Consider the following 17,925-nt stretch of genomic DNA (forward strand, 5'->3'; position numbering starts at 1 on the left):
CGAGTGGATCATGCCCTGACTCCTTGCATGGTCCCTTTCTGTCCACGTCGGTCGTCTACAGGGAGGCCTTGCTCATGACAGCTTCGCCGATTTCGAATCCATCAGCTTCGGTGCCGTATATCGAGATCGATGCTGTGTCCAAATCCTACGATGGAGGACGGAGTGCGGCCGTTTCCAACGTATCGCTCGACGTGCAGCAAGGTTCACTGGTCGCGCTGGTCGGTGGCTCGGGATCCGGCAAGACCACGCTGTTGAAGACCATCAATCGCCTCGTCGATCCTGACGTTGGAGAAGTCAGGATCGACGGAGTGCCTGTCAGCGAAGCCGAACCGCCGATGCTGCGGCGGAGCATCGGCTATGTCTTTCAGGGGATCGGCTTGTTCCCGCACATGAGGGTCGCCGACAACATTGCCGTGACGCTCAAGCTGCTTGGCTGGAAGGCGAACGCGATCGAAACGCAGGTGGCCGAGATGCTGGATATGGTCGACTTGCCGCAGGACTATGCCAGCCGCTTTCCACACATGCTGTCCGGAGGTCAGCGCCAACGGGTCGGCGTCGCGCGTGCAATCGCCGCCCGACCGCGCATCGTTCTGATGGACGAGCCGATGGGTGCGCTCGATCCTGTCACCCGCGACAGCCTGGGGTCCTCCTACCGAGAGCTGCACGACCGGTTCGGCATCACGACCCTGATGGTCACCCATGATATCCAGGAAGCTGTGCTGATGGCTGATCGGATCGTCGTCATGAAGAACGGCCACGTGCTTGCCGACGATACGCCGCACACCCTGATGATGGGTTCTGACGATCCGGACGTTGCCGCCTTGATGGAGGTGCCGAGACGTCAGGCGGAGCGTATCGCCGCGCTTGCGGCCAGGAACGGACCTGCCTGTGCCTGATGCCGGCGCAGAGCTGTTGTCCGGTACGCAATTAGACGCTTTGTTCGACGCTTGGCGTCTGCTTCCGACCTATCTCACGCCACACATCGTCCTTTGCGCCACGGCGCTGGCGCTTGGGCTTCTTATCAGCCTGCCGCTCGCTGCCCTCGCTGCGGATCGGCCATGGCTGCGCAGGCTCGTGCTTGCCGTCGCAAGCCTGATCCAGACGATACCGGGGCTTGCGTTGCTCGCCTTGTTCTATCCTTTGCTTCTTGCGCTCTCGACATTGACCGTGCGGCTGTTCGGCTTCGGTATCCCCGCGCTTGGATTCCTGCCGACGCTGATTGCATTGACGCTCTATGCCATGCTTCCGATTCTGCGCAACGGCCTGGTTGGCCTGAACGGCGTCAATCCGGCTATCGTGGAAGCGGCGGAAGGTGTTGGTATGACGCCGGGGCAGATTCTGACGCGGGTCAAGGCGCCGCTCGCGACGCCTGTCATCATGGCCGGGGTGCGGACCGCAGCCGTATGGACGATCGGAGCTGCCACGCTGTCGACGCCCGTCGGCCAAACCAGCCTTGGCAATTACATCTTTACGGGATTGCAGACCGAGAATTGGGTTTCCGTGTTGTTCGGCTGCATTGCCGCCGCCGGGCTCGCTCTGGTCACCGACCTTTTTCTCGCTCTTGTGGAGAGAGGGGCGTCCGAACGCAGCAGGAAGCGCGTGGCGCTCGGTATCGCGGGGCTTGCCCTGGGCACGCTCGCCGGCCTCGCGCCGCTGCTCTCGAACGAAGCCGCAACCTATACCATCGGCGCGAAGGGCTTTTCCGAACAGTTCATCCTGGCGGACCTGATGGGCGACCGACTGAAGGCCGAGGGGGCCGGCGTAACGCGCAAGGACGGGCTCGGTTCGGCTATCGCTTTTCGCGCGTTGGCGCACGATGACATCGATGCCTACGTCGATTACTCCGGCACGCTCTGGCGCAATGTCATCGGCCGCACCGATACGCCATCGCGCGAGAGGATGCAGGCGGAGATCGTCCGCTGGATGAAAGCAGAGCGGGGCGTCACGGTACTCGGCGCGCTCGGCTTCGAGAATGCCTACGTTCTCGCGATGAAACGAGAACAAGCGCAGGAGCTAAACATCACGTCGATCGCCGATCTGGCCCGCGTTGCTCCTCAACTCACCATCGGCGATGATCTTGAATTCTTGGGACGGCCGGAATGGAGCTCGCTGAAGAGTGCCTATGGTCTGTCGTTCAAAACGCGACGTTCATTCAACCCAACGATGATGTATCACGCCCTCGAATCCGGCGAGGCCGACGTCATCTCCGCATTCTCCAGCGACGGGCGTATCGCGGCGCAGGATCTCCTCGTGCTCGCTGACCCGAAGCATGCGATACCTTCCTACGACGCGCTGATTCTCATCGCGCCAAAACGCGCCGCCGATGCGCGGCTGAAGCGAGCACTTGCTCCTCTCGTCGGCTCGGTTCCGGTCGAGGCCATGCGTGCCGCAAACCTCATGGTCGACAGCGCCACGGACAAGGCTTCTCCGGAAGAGGCGGCGCGAGCCTTGGCAAAGGCAGTGCACTTGCAGTCGCGATAGATATAAGAATAAGATCAAGGGTGTTTTCGTTCGATGCTCGCGGATGACCGTCACTCGTCTTGTAAGATGCGTCGACGAGGGCCGCAGCCGGCGTCCACATAAATGGTCGGCCGGGCTGTTTCGTTATCGTTTGATAGTCGGGCTGATTTTTGATTCCGCGTACGTCTTTTTCCGCGATGGGGCCGCTCACCGTTGAAATGCCCACCACCAGTGAATGTCGGTGTCGGAGGTTGCGTCTCCCCGCAACCACTTAAGACCGACAGAAGTCTGGCCATCCAGCTGGCCCGAACGTTCGAGAGTTCTGGCGGGCCGCGCCGCGCGAGGTGCGCGCGTGTTCGGCCCCGTCCGCGACCAGAACAAATCGAATAGGAATATATTCCATAACGAAGATTATGCGAATCTGGAGGTCTCTTGAAGGGAATGCAGGTTACGTCACTCGACAACAAGCTAGTTGAAGACCATCTGCGCAGCAGACAACAAGCCATCAGTACCGTCGTGCTTTCTGCACTCGGTAGGTTGCGCAGAGAGCGAGGAGCCCTGACCGATTGGCTGGTCACACCGGGCGCGCCGAAGAGGTTGAGCCAATTCCAATTCGAGCCGGCGTAGCAATTCAATCCAACTTGCTGCTCTCGTGCTGATCGATCTAGTGACGAGCAGGCGAGCTGACTATTTCATCTTCGATATTCGCAGCCGTTTGAAGCAAATGATCTCAAGCCGTGAAGTCGACCTTGCCCGTCGTTCCCAAGGCCGACCGTAGACGGAAGTGGCTTCTCAGCTTGCCAGTTCCTTCCTCGGCCACTCGCTTGCGAGCGAGGGTCCGACAGGCTTCTAGAACGTCCCAAGGGATTTCTCCGAGCTCATCGGCGACGTCGACAAAGGACCGCCAAGCGGCGTACGACAATCGTTTCGACACCGGTCCGAGCAAATCATCCAATGCAATACCAGCATCTGTTTCCGCATCATTATCTGACCCGAACAGATAAATACGTCCGCGCCAGATGATGTAGTGACTTTGACAGCCGGTATCGCGCCAAACGGAAGGAAACACACTCATTTTTCCTCCTTCCGCATTGTAGATACGCCAGGCGGGCCCACTTCTTGGATCGAGGTTGACGGGAAATCGTTCGCCGCAACCGCAAGGACAGGACAACACGAGCCAACGTGGACCACCGCGGTTGACCAGGACAGCATCGCCGGGTTTCGACAGGTGCTGGTCCGCCTCGCCTCGTGAAGAGACTACGGCCCGAAAGTTGAGAATGACGACGCCCATGAATTCGTCTCACCGCCCTGCGAAGTTGTTGTCGAGAATGCGCTCTGCTAGCACGTACGCAGCGGCGCGACGCTCATCCTCAGGACCTTTCAGATTTGGATCTTTGGCGGCCTTGTTCAGAAGGGCCAGCGCAAGAGCCGCTCCGTATTGATCTGCTGGCGCGACACGCGCGGCATAGTGCCGGATCTGTCGCACGGCTTCGTGGAACCAGCGATGCGGATCGCGCGGATCACCGTGCCCGAGCAGCATGTCGAGCGGCTTACCACCGTACGGCTGCTCAATCGAGCTCCACCACTCATCGAAGGACCAGAGCTCATCATTATCGAAGGCATCGACCAATAGGCTGGCCTCCAAGGTCGCTATGTCCCACACCAGCGGTCCATCCTGATTGGCATAGAAGTCGATGACGAGCGCCTCGTGCCCCCTCACCTGAACATTGTCGACGTGGAGATCGCCATGAATCTTTGCGAATAACACCGGATAACTTGCGCAGCATTCGAACAATGCCAACAGCCGATCGCGGTCGCATCTCGAGCCGATCGATCGCGCCCTTTGCATCCGGCGCCGGTCAAATTGCTTTGGAAAGCGCGGACCCAGGGTTTGCGAAAGTGGCGTATCTCGGTGTTCGATATTTCGATACCACGCTTGCAGCGTTCGATCGAACAGGCACGATATTGCCGGCCCGGCCCGGCCCGGCCCGGCCCGGCCGCTCCGTGCCGCAAGCCTCAGACTCTCACAGGATTCGATGAGATCGCCGACCAGCACACCGCGTGTCGATCCGAGACAGCATAAATCGTAGTTCAATCGCGGCCCGAGATTGAAAGGCACGTATTTCTCGACATTCAACGATCTGACCGCAGAACAAAGCAATTTATCGATGCTTCATCAGCCTGGCACGGACGCTGCGCGTCCGAGGATGCGACCGCTTGTCAAAAATGCGATTCTTGCGAGAACTTCTCTGCAAGATCTCGCGGCTATAGGAGCGTTCCTTGAGCCAGTGGTCCTCAAAGAACGCGTGGTTCTGCAAGAGCCTAGTGTCTGCAAGCCCGACTTCAACCTCGCAGCGGTGGGCACCATCACACGCTGGACGCCAGTGAAGAATCTGACATTCTCGGCGGACGTTTTTGCTACTTTTCTCGATCAGAAATACTCCGGCACCATTACGGCACCAACGGTTGCGGCAGTTGCCAAGCCGGCTGGCGTGTACGAGCTAAAGAACCAGAGTGCGGTCAGCATGCTCCTGCGCGTACAGCGCAATTGGTGAGCCAGAAGATATCGGAAACCTCCTGGCTTTTCTTGCCGCCCCGCTCGCCCGCTATATCACAGGCGCGGTCATCTCTGTGAACGGTGGATGCACTACTTTGCCCACGGAGCCATGAATCCACGATCAGCCCAGGCATCTGCGATCTGGCGCTCCGCGTGATGTTCGGTGGCGCCCTGCTGGTGCCACCGCGCAGGGGCTTCACGAACTCGACGCAATGAGTTCATGGGGATACGCGGGCGTCAGCCTACAGGTGTGGCGACGCTCGACGGGCTGGGGGGCTGTAAGCATAGCCAGAAAAGTTTGCTTAAACCCACTAAACAAGAGGTGCATCATGGTCACTCGAAGATTAGTTCTTGCCGGCGCTGCGGCGTTGGTCTTCTCCGCGTCAGCCTACGCCGAAGTCTGGAAGTCCAAATATCCGGAACTGGCCTTTGCCGTAGTGCCGGGCGAGAACGCGTCCGGCGTGACCGAGCGCTGGACGCCGTTCGTGAATTATCTCTCCAAGGAACTTGGAGTGAAGGTCACGCTGCGGGTTGCCAATGATTATGCTGCCGTTATCGAAGGCCAGCGCGCCGGCAACATCCAGATCGGCTATTACGGCCCGGCCTCCTTTGCTCGCGCCCGCCTTACCGGCGTGAAGATCGACGCCTTCGTGATCGACGTCAACTCCGACGGTTCGAAGGGCTATTATTCAGTATTCTATGTGCTGGCGAAGTCGCCGTATCAGACGATCGGGGACCTCAGGGGGAAGAATCTCGGCCTGGTCGATCCAAACTCGACGTCGGGCAACAATATGCCGCGCCTAAAGCTGAACCAGCTGGGTATCGATCCCGGTGCCTATTTCTCTAACGTCATTTTCACCGGTAGCCACGAGAACGCTGTGTTGGCGCTGGCGCAAGGCACAGTCGATGTCGCCGCCGACTGGTGGAATGCCGACGATGACTCCAACCTGACCCGGATGCTCAACAAGGGCATGGTCAAGACCAGCGACGGCACGCCGATGAAGAAGGAAGACTTCCGCATCATCGTGAGGTCCGACATGATCATCAACTCGCCCGTCGCGTACCTCAGCGACCTGCCGGATGACATGAAGGCCGCGATAAAGCAGGCCTTCCTCGATGCAGCGCAGAAGGATCCGGAAGCGTTCAGGAATCTATCCGATGGGAAGAACAAGCCTTGGGAGCCTATCGCCGATGAAGACTACAACAAGACGATTGAGCTGATTAAGTTCGTCGATGCGCTCCGTAAGAAGGCATACTAGAGCTCCTTCACGCGAACCGGTAGCCACTTCGCTCGAAAGCGCTCTAACGTCTTTCGGGACAGCACACGCGAGTTGGGTCAATCGGCCCGGCTCTTTTTTGTAAAAGCCCAAGAAGCGTCCTGGAGGAGGTCGACAGCCTTGTATCGTCGGGGCTGATGACTGGACAAACTTGGCAATACGAGCAGCATCGGTGCCGTCCCGGCGATCACAATCTATGCCGCTATTAATTGTTCCGGGGTCGCCGTTCTGGGCGCTGCGCTTTACGCGACGGACCGGGTCTCTGGTGGCTCATGAGCCGGGTTTTGGAACGCGCGTTTAAGCGCGCGCGTCGTGCATTGTCGCGTCTCACGCATGATAATCGCCGGGAAAGACCATGTCCTGGTCGACGAGGACGTTGAAAATATAGCCCGGCAGAATCTCCAGCGTGGGCGGGACGTTTATGTTCTTGCACGTCTAAAGCACGGCTCGATCATTCCGGTACCTGCTTGCCCGCATCAATTCCGACCTTCCTGCTCGCATCTCAGCCCCGGTCAAACCCCGCGGGTTTTTCAGGTTCTTGATTGGCCGCAACTCGACGCTTCCGAACGGCCGTCGAAGGAGGGAACATCCATGAGAAAGAAAACCAGATCCATGCGCCGACCAGCAGGGTGAGATTGAGGGCAAAGGGAGTCTGATAAGCGATGGCCGGATAATGCCCCGCCACAGGCCTCCATTGCTCAAGCACAACGCCGGTTGCGGATTGCAGGACAAATGCTCCGCCGATATGGAACACGTTAAGCGCAGCATTGGCGCGCCCAGCAAGTTCCTTCGGGAAATAGGTGGCCAGGATTGCATAACTCAGCACGGTAGCAGCGCCGACCACGGCCACGGCGCCCCACAGGACATATGATGACATCGGGCATCGCAAGATGATCGCGGACTGGATCGCAATAAATAGGAGGCCGACGACCGCAAGCAGCGCCTCGGTTCCAATTCCATAACGACGAATCCGGTCGGCCAGAACACCTAACATAAGCGCGCCCAGGCTGAGCGCGGCGGCCATGACGAATAAGTGCTGCACCACCGCTGTGCGATCAAGGCCGTCGACGTCGGTAAGCCATTGCGCCGCCCAAAGGCCGTGGAGCGCCCAGGCCGTGCCGACGGAAGTTGCGGACAACGGTGCCAGACGCCAGAAATGCAAATTCGTGTAAATCTCCCTGAGGCCGGCCATGGCCGTCCCTCTCATGGTTGGTGTTGTCGATGCACTTTCGGGCACCAAGAGATAAATCAGAGCCGAACAGCTGGCCGTGAGGACGGCTAACAGTGCAAAGAGCGTCCTCCACCCGATCCAAGTCAGCAATAACTGCGTAGGCGAGGTCGCAGTGACCGCCCCCAAACCACCGACCAGGACCATGAGACCATTTAGAACCGGCAAGCGATCCTTCGGGAAAGACAGCACGAGGGCCTTCAATCCAGCGGTCATGCTTGCAGCGGCCCCAAGACCGAGCAACGCCCGGCCAAGGAACAGCATGAGCAAATTGTCTGATACCGCAAACAATGCCGCGCCCACCGAAGCAACAACCAGCAGAACGCTCTGGATTCGCCGCGGACCATAACGGTCCAAAAAGATGCCGATCGGTATCTGCGCCGCCGCGAAGGTAAGGAAATAGGCTGACGTCAGCAGCCCAAGATCACCAGCGTCGAGCCCCAACTCCAATGTCAGGGGCGCGGCGATCAAGGCGTTGATTGTTCTGAAGAGATAGGAGAGGTAATAGCCGACGGCAAAAGGCACAAACACCCGCACGATAAGTGCGGGGCCTCCTATCACGCCGGCAACTGCCGGTTCCGGCCCCCAAGAATGCGTCAGTGTGGGCGGCCGCACAGCGCCAACAAATCTCTCGGTGTAGCCGGGCGTCGATCTGGTCGCACCATCGACTGTATCCGATGGACGACGGTCTGGTTCTGAAGAGTTGTAATTCGTGCGGGCACCGCCTGCCGCAAGGTCGCGCGCAAAGCGGTCTTTATTCGCCACGGCGCGCTGGTTCATCGTCTCCTGTAGAAGGGATGTCCCGCGCTCGACGCGGCGTCCTACTTGCGCGGCGAATTCCTCGAACCGTTCGGAGCCGACCAGAGATGCAATATTCTGCTCTGACCTCGTTAAAGGGGGCGTAATGGTCAAGTGAAAGCGTGCGTGATGGGCGACGACCTCGTTCACCGTCTTGAGGTCGGCGCTGAGCCGATCGATCTGATCGTTCAGCGCGGCGAGGCCTGTCAGTATCGCGAAATGCTCGCTAGCGCTATCAGGCTCCAAAAAACGATCAAGCGCGGCTTCAATGAGCTCCGATTTCGTCACTCCCGTGCGGGTAGCCGCAGCGGTCAACCGCATCGTCATGGATTCGCTGAGATGAACGCTGGTTCGCAATTCCAAGGGAATACTCGCTACGAAGCGGTTGGAGTGTTGGACGTGCTGTGAAAGACTGCATCGGCGTTCGTGCGCCTATCGTGCGTCTTCCCAATTGTCTGATCGATCGCCGGATACCCGCGGCGCCAGCTCCCGCGCTCGACCGCTGCTAGAAAGCAGTCGACCTGAGCATTGAACGCTGTCGGCTCCTCCAGATTGATGGTATGGCCCGTATTCGGGCAAATCCAAAGACCGGCGTTTTGAAGCACTGTTTTTAGCATCAGGTTCGTCTCGAGGCAGGGAGCGTCTTCATCCCCCAAGGCCAGCAAGACCGGTAGTCTCATCTTTGAGAACTGATCGCGCAGATCATGTAACGGTGGCCGCAACGCCTGACAGCGCACCATCGTATTTGATATTCCTCGCTGGGAATGATGACGCAAGCGTTCCATGAACTCTTGCCAACTCCGGGTGTCCTTGTATTTGAGCTGAACGCGAGTCCGACGGTGCGCCATCTTCCGAGCCATCGCGTCCATCCCGCGCTCGATGAAGGCCCGCGCGAGAATGGAAGTTTCTCGCAACCAATCGTCACGCTGGGAAGGAGCCGACCCAGATCCCACACCGGCCGCGACAATCGCGCTTACTCTCTCTGGATACCTCAACCCAAATTGCAGGGCGGCATATCCGCCCATGCTTAATCCGACCAGATCTGCGCGTTCGATGACGAGGCCACGCATGAGAACGTCGATATCATCCACGGCGAGCTGCCAGCCATATAGAGCAGGCTCTTCAGGAACGTCGCTGGGCGGATATCCGCGGGCATTGAAGGTGATGCAGCGGAAAGCACGAGAAAAATAGCGAACCTGGTTTTCCCATTCGCGGCTGTCTGCCCCGAGTTCGTGCAGGAAAATGATCGGATGACCCTCCCCCGTTTCCTCAAAATAAAGCTTCACACCAGCGGCATCGATATATGGCATCCGACCTCCTATTCGTCTGAATGCATCTACTGAGCAAAATGCTGGTCTATGACCGGATTCGACTTGATGGGCTTTGGTGCTGGCTGCCTCTCATAGGCAGCTCTGAACGAACATCCCTTGTCGCTTTCTTGCTGCGCATTTCAGCACCCTTTGTCTATCGCGATGACTCGTTCGATCATCCGCACGACGAGCTCGGCGAGATCGGGCGCTAGGCTCCGTGCAATTTCGCGCAACGGCGCTGTACCGCCTCGCCTTTTTGCTGCGCGCGACAATCGCGATAACGAGAAGCGATCTCCATCAGCCAACTGGATCGTTTGCTTCGAGCACAACGCGCCATCTGCTAGGGACTCTGTCGTAACCGAACCGAAGCACTTCATCCCCTGTAAGCCCCCGGAAATACCATGTCCTGGTCGACGAGGACGTTGAACACATAGCCAGGCCTGATCTCGAGTGTGGGCTGGACGTTCATGTTCTTGCTGATCGTCTGTTCGGCGACGCGGCCGAACGACTCGGCAAAACTGTTGCGGGCGGCATCCGTCGGCGTTTGCTGATACCCGTAAGGTGAACTTGCGGGCATCGACATGTCGATGCCGGCGCCGATCGCGGCGATCAGGATCGCCGAGCCGAACACCTGGAAATAATGATTGTCGACCTGGTCATTGAAGCCGCCATAACCTTCGGCGTCGGTGCCCGCCATGCCGCCGATCTGCAGGGTCGCGCCGTTCGGAAGGATGATATCGGTCCAGACCACGAGGACGCGGCTTTGCCCGAACGAAATCTTGGAATCGTACCGTCCCAGGAGCTTGGCGCCCTGCGGGATCAGCAGGTGATGGCCGCTCGCGCTGTCATAGACGTTCTGGCTGACCTGGGCCGTGATGCGTCCGGGAAGGTCGGAATTGATGCCCGTGATCAGTGTTGCGGGAATGACTGAGCCGCGCTTCAATTCGTAAGCGGAAGTCGGCGTGACAACCTTGTTGGGAAGGTAGCCGAGCTTCTTGAGGTCCGCGTTGATGAAATCCTCTTTCGCCGCCTGTCGGTTCGGATCGATGTTCTGCAAGCCGAAGCCGGCACGCAACGCTGCCGCGTAGAGATCGGACGCTCCTCCCGCAACGACAGACATTGTCGTTGTGTTTGCCGGCGCTGTGTTGCTTGTCGCCGTCGCAGAGACTGTCTGGAGCTTGCCGAGATTAATGGCGAGCGGTGAGTCATGGGCGGCGTCGCTCGCCTGCACGCGGGCCATTCGCTGGCGCTGTCGCTCCCGCAGATATTGGTCATGCGCCTCGCGCTCGAGCCGCGCCCGCCATTGCGCCTCGGGTTCGAGCTGCGAGCGCGCTTCGGTCTGTTGTCGGCCGGAAAAGGGATTGGTTGCGGGCTTTGGCGTGTCGGGCTGCGGCGGGGCCGGCTGGAATGTTTGCGCTTCGGTCTGATCGCCGATGATGCCGTTGGAGATGCCTTTCTTCAGCTGATCGGCATAGGTTGAGGCCGGATTGGATGAAGCCGTATCGATGCCGGCGGCACGCCGAAAGTACAGTCCGCGCGACGTCAGGCCATAGAAGATCACGGCGAAGAAGACGACCACCAGCACAATCGCGATGACGATCGGCAAGCGGTTGAGGCGGCGGATTCCCCTCGCCTCCACTCCCTCCGGAGCGCCGCCGAGCTTCAGCGATTGCGCCATGATAGTCCTCCCTACCCGCGCTGCATGATGGAAAGCGGGCTGGTCGGCGATGCTCCAGCGGCGGTTGCGCTATAAGCGCGGCCGAGCTCGACGCTGCCGGTCGACAACCGCGCCAGGACCTGACCGTTGTAGGACTCGATCACATAGGCGAGTGGAATGGTTTTCTCGCCCTTGGTCTTCTGATCGGTCGCAACCGCATATCCCCAGCTCTTGAGCGACGTCTCCAGCGCTTGGCCGAAGGGCGTGCCGTCGGGCTTCAGGATGATCGTGCCAGAGCCGGGCCCGACCTGCTCGGCGAGTCTCGTCACCATGTCGCCGGCGATCGCAGAAGCCGCGGGACCGGACAGATCGGCCGGCGCCGAGCTCGCCACCAGGGTGCTGCCGCCGAACGACGCGCATCCGGCGAGCGGCAGGCTGAGCAGGGAGAGAAGGACGACCCGAGGCGTCGAGGAGACCTGCCGCATGATCAGCCTCCCCTCCGAATCGTCACCTTGTCCTGGTTCCAAAAGCCAACGCCGGACACCAGAATGGCGGTGTCGATCTGATAATCGACGACCATCATGTCGTCCTTCAGCCGGTAGTTGACGATGCGGTTCTGGCCGCCCGACACGACGAAGAGGACGGGCGCATCCCCTCCGGAGAGCGTCGACGGAAACTGGATGTAGGTCTTCACGCCGTCGCTGTAGACGCGCGTCGGCCGCCACGAGGCGCTGCCGCTCACGCTGTAGCCGAAGTTCAATTGCTCGGCCGAAACGCCGGCGCCGGGGATCACCTCAGTGCCGAGCCGGGCGTTGATATCGGCGAGCCTGTTGCCGACATCCTCGGGATATTCGAAGCCGACGCGCGCCATATATTGAGTCGCGTTCGATTTGAGCTGGATATGATAGGTTCGCCGCGAGGTCGTCACCACCATCGAGGTGATGAGCCCTGGCTCCGCGGGTTTGACGATCAGGTGGATGGCTTGGCCGCCGACCGTGCCCGATGTCGCCGGCTCCACCTTCCAGCGCACGGTGTCGCCGACCAGCACGTCGCGCACCACCTCACCCGCCTGCAACTCGATGTCGCAGACTTCGAGTGGCGAGCAGACGACGGATGGCTGGACTTCCCCGAACAGGAAGATCACCTTGCCGTCAGCTCCGCGGGTCACCAGTCCGGTCGATCCGCGCCACTGGCCCGAGATGTTCGTGCCTTTCCGTTCCTTGGCGCTCATCGCCTGCGCGTGAGCGCCGACATCGGCCAGCAGCAAGCCAAAGGCGGAAGCCACAAAAAGAGTGCCAATCTTGAGTCCGATTGTGTTTGGGTGCATCGGTGTCCGCGCCCCTTTCATAGTTGCGCCGTCCAGTCGAAATCACGCAGGTAGAGGCCGATCGGATTGAGCCGGATGGTCTGCTCGTCCTGGGGTGGAGTCAGCGTGACAGTGGCGATGCCGCGGAAGCGGTGCTCGCCGGTTTCCTTTCCCTTCCTGTCGCGTTCGAATTCGGTCCAGTCGATCTGATAGGACTGGTTCGAAAGAGCGACGATGTTGTTGACCTCGACCGCGATCGTCGTCGTCTTCGCCTTCTCGAACGGAGACGTGCTCCGGAACCAGTCATTGATCTTCTGCGTCGCGGGATCGGACGTTCGCAGCAGCGCGTAGGTCCGATCGATATATTGCTTCTGCACGACCGCATCTGGTGTCACCGATCGGAAGCTCGAGACGAAGCCTCCGAGCGTTGCGCGCACCACGCGGGGATCGGCATACTCGATCTGCTGCGGATAGCCTGCGCTCATGGCGGTGCCGAGTTTGTCGACCTCGACGATATAGGGCACGAGCTTGACCTGCGTGCTCTGGAACAGAGCGTAAGCAAAGCCGATCACGGCCATCACCATGGCGATGATGCCGACCATGCGCCACGCCGCGGCCGCCCTCACATAGGAACCGTAGCGCTCGTTCCATTCCTGGCGCGCAGCGAGATAGGGATTGTCGGGCGGACTATGCGCGGCCATTCGGGTCATGGTCTCCAATCATGATGTTGCGGATGAAAAGGGTCAGCTCTATCAGCCCGATCCTCTCTGTGGCGGGCGTTGATCGAGCTTTGCGTTGGCAAGACCCAGCGTCGACGTGCCGAACGAGCCTGGCGCGCGAATGGCCTGATCGCGGGCGGCGGACGCAAGCGCACCGCCCGCCGCTCCGACGCCTTCCGTCATGGCTTTGAGGGCGGCCGCCCCGAATGAGGCGCCACCGGCCCGGGCCGCGCTGAAGCCCGCGGCCCCAGCCCTCGCGCCTCCGAATGCGAGCGCGGCGCCGCCTGCGGCGAAGCTTGCCGCCTGTCCCGCATGCTTCACCACTTCCATGCCGCTGCCCACGGAAACGCCCTGCACGACACCTTGCACGATGTTCGGCACGTAGATCGAGATGATGAAGACGACGACAGAGATGCCGCCGATCGCGAGTGTCCCGATGAAGGCGTCATTGCCCGTGCCGGTCTGGTTGGCGAGGCTCAACAAGGCGTCGGAGCCGATCTTGGCGATCATCACCAGCGCCATCAGCTTCATGCCGACGGAGAAGGCGTAGACGAGATAGCGGATGGCGAAGTCCTTGGTGAAGGACGAGCCGCCGAGACCGAGCATGATCATGCCGGCGAACAGGCCGACATACATCTCGACCATCACCGCGACGAAGATCGCCGCGACCAGCGAAAAGGCGATCACCACGATCACCATCGCGAAGACGGAGGCGATCGCGAGCGCATTGTCCTGGAACAGGCCGAACTGCGCGTTCTGTGACATGGCGGAGGCGACCTTGAGACCGGCGTTGAACACATCCGCCGGCGAGGCCGAGCCGCCGCCCGCGCCGATCTGATAGAGGCTGTCGACGACCGCCTTCGCGAAAGTGAACCCCTGATCGAGCACGAAGGCGAAGAAGCCAATGAACATGATCCGGCGCACCATCTCGGCGAACCACGCATCGAGGGTTGCGGTCTGAATGGCGAGCCAGACCGCGGCGATGCCGACCTCGATGCCAGCGAGGATCCAGAACAGCGACTTGGCCGCCTGCATGACGGCCGTCTGCCAGCCCTTGGCAGCCGTCGTCACGGAATTTTCCAATGTCGTGAGAACACTTCCATCCTGCTGCGCCAAAGCGGGATGCGCAGCCGCGATGAGCCCGATCGCGACGATCAGAACGAGCCCCGGCTTGAGTTTTTGCACCCCTGCCCCCTTCCCCTACCAGCGTGGTTTCATCTGCTGACCGCCGGATGTCTTGTAGTCCTGCGGCGGTTTGAAAAAGTCGCTTCCACGCTGTGTTGCGCCTTGGGACGAGCCGGAGCCTTGGGTAGCGAAAAAGAGCCACGCTCCTGCCGCGCAGGCGCCGAGCGCGGTAACGATGATGATGATCGCGGACCGTCTCACCAGCGCGGCTCCATGGTTTGGCCGCCTGAGGTCGCAGGCGTGGTCGCGTTAAAAAACTGCTCGCGACGCGCCTGCGAGAGGTCCTTGTTGGCCTCAGACGATTGGAACCAGGTCGCCATCATCGTGGTCTGCTGCGCGACGAGACCCCGCAGCTTCTGCATCTGGGCGACTTCCTGCGCGGCGATCTCATGGCCGACCTGCAGGGCCTTCACCTGCCCGTCGGCGCTCTCGGAGGCCGTCTGGAGTTGTTCCATCGTCGAGTTCTCGGTTGCGAATTGCTGCGAGGTAAGACCTGCCGCCTGCAATGTGCTCGAAATCGTGTCGCGGTTCGTCGCCGACCAGGCCTGATAGGTCGAGGCGAAGCTCGCGCCACCCGGCAGATTGGTCTTAAACTGCGCATAGCTCTGGAAACGCTGCTTGAGCACATCGTCGATGTTGCCCATCGAGAAAGCCATGCCCCGGCCCTGATTGACGATGTTCTGCAGCTGCTTGAGGTCGCTCTCGGCCTGCCCCCAGACATGCGCCGGCAGCTGCGCCGTGTTCTGCAGCATGTTCTGATAGATCTTGAGCTGGTTTTGGATCTGCTGGGCGAGCTGTGAGATTTGCTGAATTTGGTTGTTGATCTGTTGCGCGGATTGGCCGGCGAGCTCGACCAACTGTCCGTTATTGAGAATCTGCGTGAACTCGGTCGCGCCGCCGGCCGCAGCGCCCGCGAATGCCGGGGCAGCCGCGAGCGATCCGAGACTTGTAGCAATGATGAGCGCCTTACAAATCGGCGAGAAGCGTCTCGGCATGGCCGATCCCCCTTTCCTTAAGCCAGTGAACGGGCCAATCAGCCCCGGCCTTCTTCAGCGCCAGGATGCGCTTCAGGTCGTCCTTGCCGGATGCGCCGACGAAGGAGAGCGCGACGGGGCCGAGCGCCATGTTGAAGAGACGGCGGCCTTCGGGTGAGGCAACGTAGTATTCGCGCTTGGGGACTGCGGTTGCGACGATCTCGATCTGCCGCTCGTTGAAGCCGATGCGCTCATAGAACTCGCGCGTGCCAGGCTCGCGCGCCGCGCCATTCGGCAGACAGATCTTTGTCGGGCAGCTCTCCTTCAACACATCGATGATGCCGGAGCGCTCGGCGTCCGAGATCGACTGCGTGGCAAGCAGCACGGCGCAATTGGCCTTGCGCAGCACCTTCAGCCATTCGCGAATCTTGTCGCGAAAGACGGGATGTCCGAGCATCAGCCAGGCCTCGTCGAGGATGATCAGGCTCGGCGCGCCGGTCAGGCGCTTCTCGATCCGCCGGAACAGATAGGTAAGGACCGGGACGAGGTTGCGCTCGCCCATATTCATCAGCTGCTCGATCTCGAAGGTCTGGAACGATCCGAGTTGCAGGCCGTCCCTCTCGGCATCGAGCAACTGGCCCATTGGCCCGTCGACCGTGTAGTGGTGCAGCGCGTCCTTGATCTCGCGCATCTGCACACCCGACACGAAGTCCGACAGCGATCGCCCGCGTGCCTCGGCCATCAGGCCGATCTGCCGCGAGATGGCGTTGCGATGATCCGGTGTGATCGTCACGCCTTGGACGGCGACGAGAGTTTCGACCCATTCCGAGGCCCAGGCGCGATCGGTATCTGTCGACAAGTCCGACAGCGGGCAGAAGGCGAGCGTCGCCGCGCCGTCCGCATCATCGCCGCCAATCTCGTAATGATCGCCACCGGCGGCAAGCGTCAGAGGTAGCATCGAGCGGCCTTTATCGAAGGCGAAGATCTGCGCGCCGGCGTAGCGGCGAAACTGCGCCGCAATCAGCGCCAGCAGCGTCGACTTGCCGGAGCCTGTCGGACCGAACACCAATGTGTGTCCGACGTCGTGGACATGCAGGTTCAGCCGGAAAGGTGTGGAGCCGGATGCCACCTGCATCAGCGGCGGCGACGCGTGCGGATAGAACGGGCACGGCGCGGTCGGATTGCCGGACCACACCGAGTTGAGCGGGATGAGGTCCGCAAGGTTGCGCGTGTTGATTAGCGGCTCGCGGATGTTGGCGTACCAATTGCCCGGCAGCGAGCCGAGGAAGGCTTCGGTCGCGTTCAGCGTTTCGATGCGCGCGCCGAAACCCTCCGCCTGGATCAGGCGGCGGACGGCTTCCGTCTTCTCCTGCAGGCGCTCGCTGCTGTCGTCGAACAGGACGATGACCGGCGTATAATAGCCATAGGCGACGAGCTGAGAGGACGCTTCTGCGATCGCATCCTCCGTCTCCGCCACCATGGCGGCCGCGTCCTGGTCGATCGAGCGGCTTTGGGTCTGGAAGAGCTGGTCGATGAAGGGGCGGACTTTCTGCTGCCACTTCTTGCGGGTGCGCTCGAGCTTTTGCCGCGCGTCCTGGTCGTCGAGAAACATGAAGCGGGAGGACCAACGATAGGTCAGCGGCATCAGATCCAGCGAATTGAGGATTCCCGGCCAGCTCTCGGCCGGAAAGCCGTCGATCGCCACCACACCGAGGAAGCGGTTTTCGACCATGGGGGACAGGCCATGCTGCAGCTCCCCGGTCGCGAGCCAATCGAGATACATCGGAATGTCCGGCAAGCGGATCGGATGGTTCTCGCCGGTGATGCAGAAGCGGATGAACTGGAACAGTTCATCGTAGCGCGCTAGGCGGGTGCCCTCGCGCTCTTCGACCTCGCGGGTTTCCATGCGCCGGATGGACAAGACGCTGGCAAGATATTGCTCGACCTCGCGGACAGAGGTGCGGAAGCTCTCGATCGCCGTGTCGGCATAGGAGGCCGAGCGGCTTTCGACATCGGAGTAGATGTAGCGTGCGAGACCCGCGCGACGGCGCTCGGGCGGCCGCCAGGTCAGGATGATCGCATGCCGGCTCTCGAAATGCCCGCTCTCCTGCTCGAAGCGGCTCCGGCGTTCGTCATCGATCGCACGCGTCACCGGATCGGGAAAGTGGCAATCCTGCCGCGCCGGATAATCCGTGGTCGGCACCCGCACCGCCTCGACCTGAATCATCCAGCCGGAGCCGAGGCGGGCCAGGATCGTGTTGATCTGACGCGAGACCTCGTTGCGTTCGGCGTCCGTCGAGCTCTCCGAGTCCGGCCCGGCAAAATACCAGCCCGCCATCAGCGAGCCGTCCTTCAGCAGGACGATCCCGTTCGCGACGAGGCCGGCATAGGGCACGAGATCGGCGAAAGACGGGCCGGAATGACGGAAAGAGCGCAGCGCGACCATTGAAGCGG

15 protein-coding genes and 2 pseudogenes are annotated in these 17,925 nt (G+C 60.7%); 5 read left to right on the forward strand and 12 right to left on the reverse strand.

What is annotated here, in order from left to right; all coding sequences use genetic code 11:
* Nucleotides 1-74 precede the first annotated feature (74 nt).
* Both IVA82_RS47855 and IVA82_RS47860 read left to right on the forward strand, forming a co-directional pair.
* The gene (locus tag IVA82_RS47855; RefSeq protein ID WP_247494038.1) at nucleotides 75-896 is read left to right on the forward strand and encodes an ATP-binding cassette domain-containing protein; all 822 of its coding nucleotides are present in this window, start codon (nucleotides 75-77) and stop codon (nucleotides 894-896) included.
* Nucleotides 889-2,481 (forward strand): ABC transporter permease/substrate-binding protein, encoded by a 1,593-nt coding sequence (locus IVA82_RS47860; protein WP_346659696.1) that lies wholly within the window; start codon nucleotides 889-891, stop codon nucleotides 2,479-2,481. The genes IVA82_RS47855 and IVA82_RS47860 overlap by 8 nt, the downstream gene beginning before the upstream one ends.
* 709 nt (nucleotides 2,482-3,190) lie before the next feature.
* Here the strand turns inward: IVA82_RS47860 and IVA82_RS47865 are convergent.
* Entirely contained in the window at nucleotides 3,191-3,751 is a 561-nt protein-coding gene (locus tag IVA82_RS47865) for a DUF6527 family protein (RefSeq protein WP_247494039.1), read from the reverse strand.
* Nucleotides 3,752-3,760: 9 nt separating this feature from the next.
* A complete protein-coding gene (locus tag IVA82_RS47870; RefSeq protein WP_247494040.1) occupies nucleotides 3,761-4,579 on the reverse strand; it encodes a phosphotransferase in 819 nt (272 codons plus the stop codon).
* A gap of 205 nt (nucleotides 4,580-4,784) precedes the next feature.
* Between IVA82_RS47870 and IVA82_RS47875 the strand changes: the two are divergent.
* The 3 genes and pseudogenes from IVA82_RS47875 to phnD form a co-directional block, all read left to right on the forward strand.
* Nucleotides 4,785-5,015, forward strand: a pseudogene (locus IVA82_RS47875) (porin); the annotation flags it as partial.
* Nucleotides 5,011-5,130: pseudogene (locus IVA82_RS48215) on the forward strand (SDR family oxidoreductase); the annotation flags it as partial. The pseudogenes IVA82_RS47875 and IVA82_RS48215, both read left to right, overlap by 5 nt.
* A gap of 216 nt (nucleotides 5,131-5,346) precedes the next feature.
* Nucleotides 5,347-6,276, forward strand: a complete 930-nt coding sequence (phnD, locus tag IVA82_RS47885; protein ID WP_247494042.1) for a phosphonate ABC transporter substrate-binding protein — start codon at nucleotides 5,347-5,349, stop codon at nucleotides 6,274-6,276.
* Nucleotides 6,277-6,796: 520 nt separating this feature from the next.
* On the opposite strand, the gene IVA82_RS47890 is transcribed toward phnD, so the two are convergent.
* From IVA82_RS47890 to IVA82_RS47935, 10 genes are all read right to left on the reverse strand, one after another.
* Nucleotides 6,797-8,683 carry an MFS transporter gene (locus tag IVA82_RS47890; RefSeq protein WP_247494043.1) on the reverse strand — a complete coding sequence of 629 codons (1,887 nt, stop codon included), beginning with the start codon at nucleotides 8,681-8,683 and terminating at the stop codon, nucleotides 6,797-6,799.
* Between the two features lie 11 nt (nucleotides 8,684-8,694).
* On the reverse strand, nucleotides 8,695-9,630 hold the full coding sequence (locus tag IVA82_RS47895) for an alpha/beta hydrolase (protein ID WP_247494044.1): 936 nt from the start codon (nucleotides 9,628-9,630) through the stop codon (nucleotides 8,695-8,697).
* Between the two features lie 373 nt (nucleotides 9,631-10,003).
* Entirely contained in the window at nucleotides 10,004-11,308 is a 1,305-nt protein-coding gene (trbI, locus tag IVA82_RS47900) for an IncP-type conjugal transfer protein TrbI (RefSeq protein WP_247494045.1), read from the reverse strand.
* An 11-nt stretch (nucleotides 11,309-11,319) separates the two neighbouring features.
* The gene (gene trbH / locus IVA82_RS47905; protein WP_247494046.1) at nucleotides 11,320-11,772 is read right to left on the reverse strand and encodes a conjugal transfer protein TrbH; all 453 of its coding nucleotides are present in this window, start codon (nucleotides 11,770-11,772) and stop codon (nucleotides 11,320-11,322) included.
* Between the two features lie 2 nt (nucleotides 11,773-11,774).
* On the reverse strand, nucleotides 11,775-12,614 hold the full coding sequence (gene trbG, locus IVA82_RS47910) for a P-type conjugative transfer protein TrbG (RefSeq protein WP_247494047.1): 840 nt from the start codon (nucleotides 12,612-12,614) through the stop codon (nucleotides 11,775-11,777).
* Nucleotides 12,615-12,631: 17 nt separating this feature from the next.
* Complete coding sequence (locus IVA82_RS47915; protein ID WP_247494068.1) at nucleotides 12,632-13,294, reverse strand: conjugal transfer protein TrbF; 663 nt, start codon at nucleotides 13,292-13,294, stop codon at nucleotides 12,632-12,634.
* 51 nt (nucleotides 13,295-13,345) lie between these two features.
* A complete protein-coding gene (trbL, locus tag IVA82_RS47920; protein WP_247494048.1) occupies nucleotides 13,346-14,497 on the reverse strand; it encodes a P-type conjugative transfer protein TrbL in 1,152 nt (383 codons plus the stop codon).
* A 15-nt stretch (nucleotides 14,498-14,512) separates the two neighbouring features.
* Entirely contained in the window at nucleotides 14,513-14,698 is a 186-nt protein-coding gene (trbK, locus tag IVA82_RS47925) for an entry exclusion protein TrbK (protein ID WP_247494049.1), read from the reverse strand.
* Nucleotides 14,695-15,492, reverse strand: a complete 798-nt coding sequence (gene trbJ / locus IVA82_RS47930; protein WP_247494050.1) for a P-type conjugative transfer protein TrbJ — start codon at nucleotides 15,490-15,492, stop codon at nucleotides 14,695-14,697. Before trbJ ends, trbK begins: the two co-directional genes overlap by 4 nt.
* Nucleotides 15,464-17,917 carry a conjugal transfer protein TrbE gene (locus IVA82_RS47935; protein WP_247494051.1) on the reverse strand — a complete coding sequence of 818 codons (2,454 nt, stop codon included), beginning with the start codon at nucleotides 17,915-17,917 and terminating at the stop codon, nucleotides 15,464-15,466. Before IVA82_RS47935 ends, trbJ begins: the two co-directional genes overlap by 29 nt.
* Between the last annotated feature and the right edge of the window lie 8 nt (nucleotides 17,918-17,925).

Source organism: Bradyrhizobium sp. 142, assembly GCF_023074015.1.
Taxonomy (GTDB): domain Bacteria; phylum Pseudomonadota; class Alphaproteobacteria; order Rhizobiales; family Xanthobacteraceae; genus Bradyrhizobium.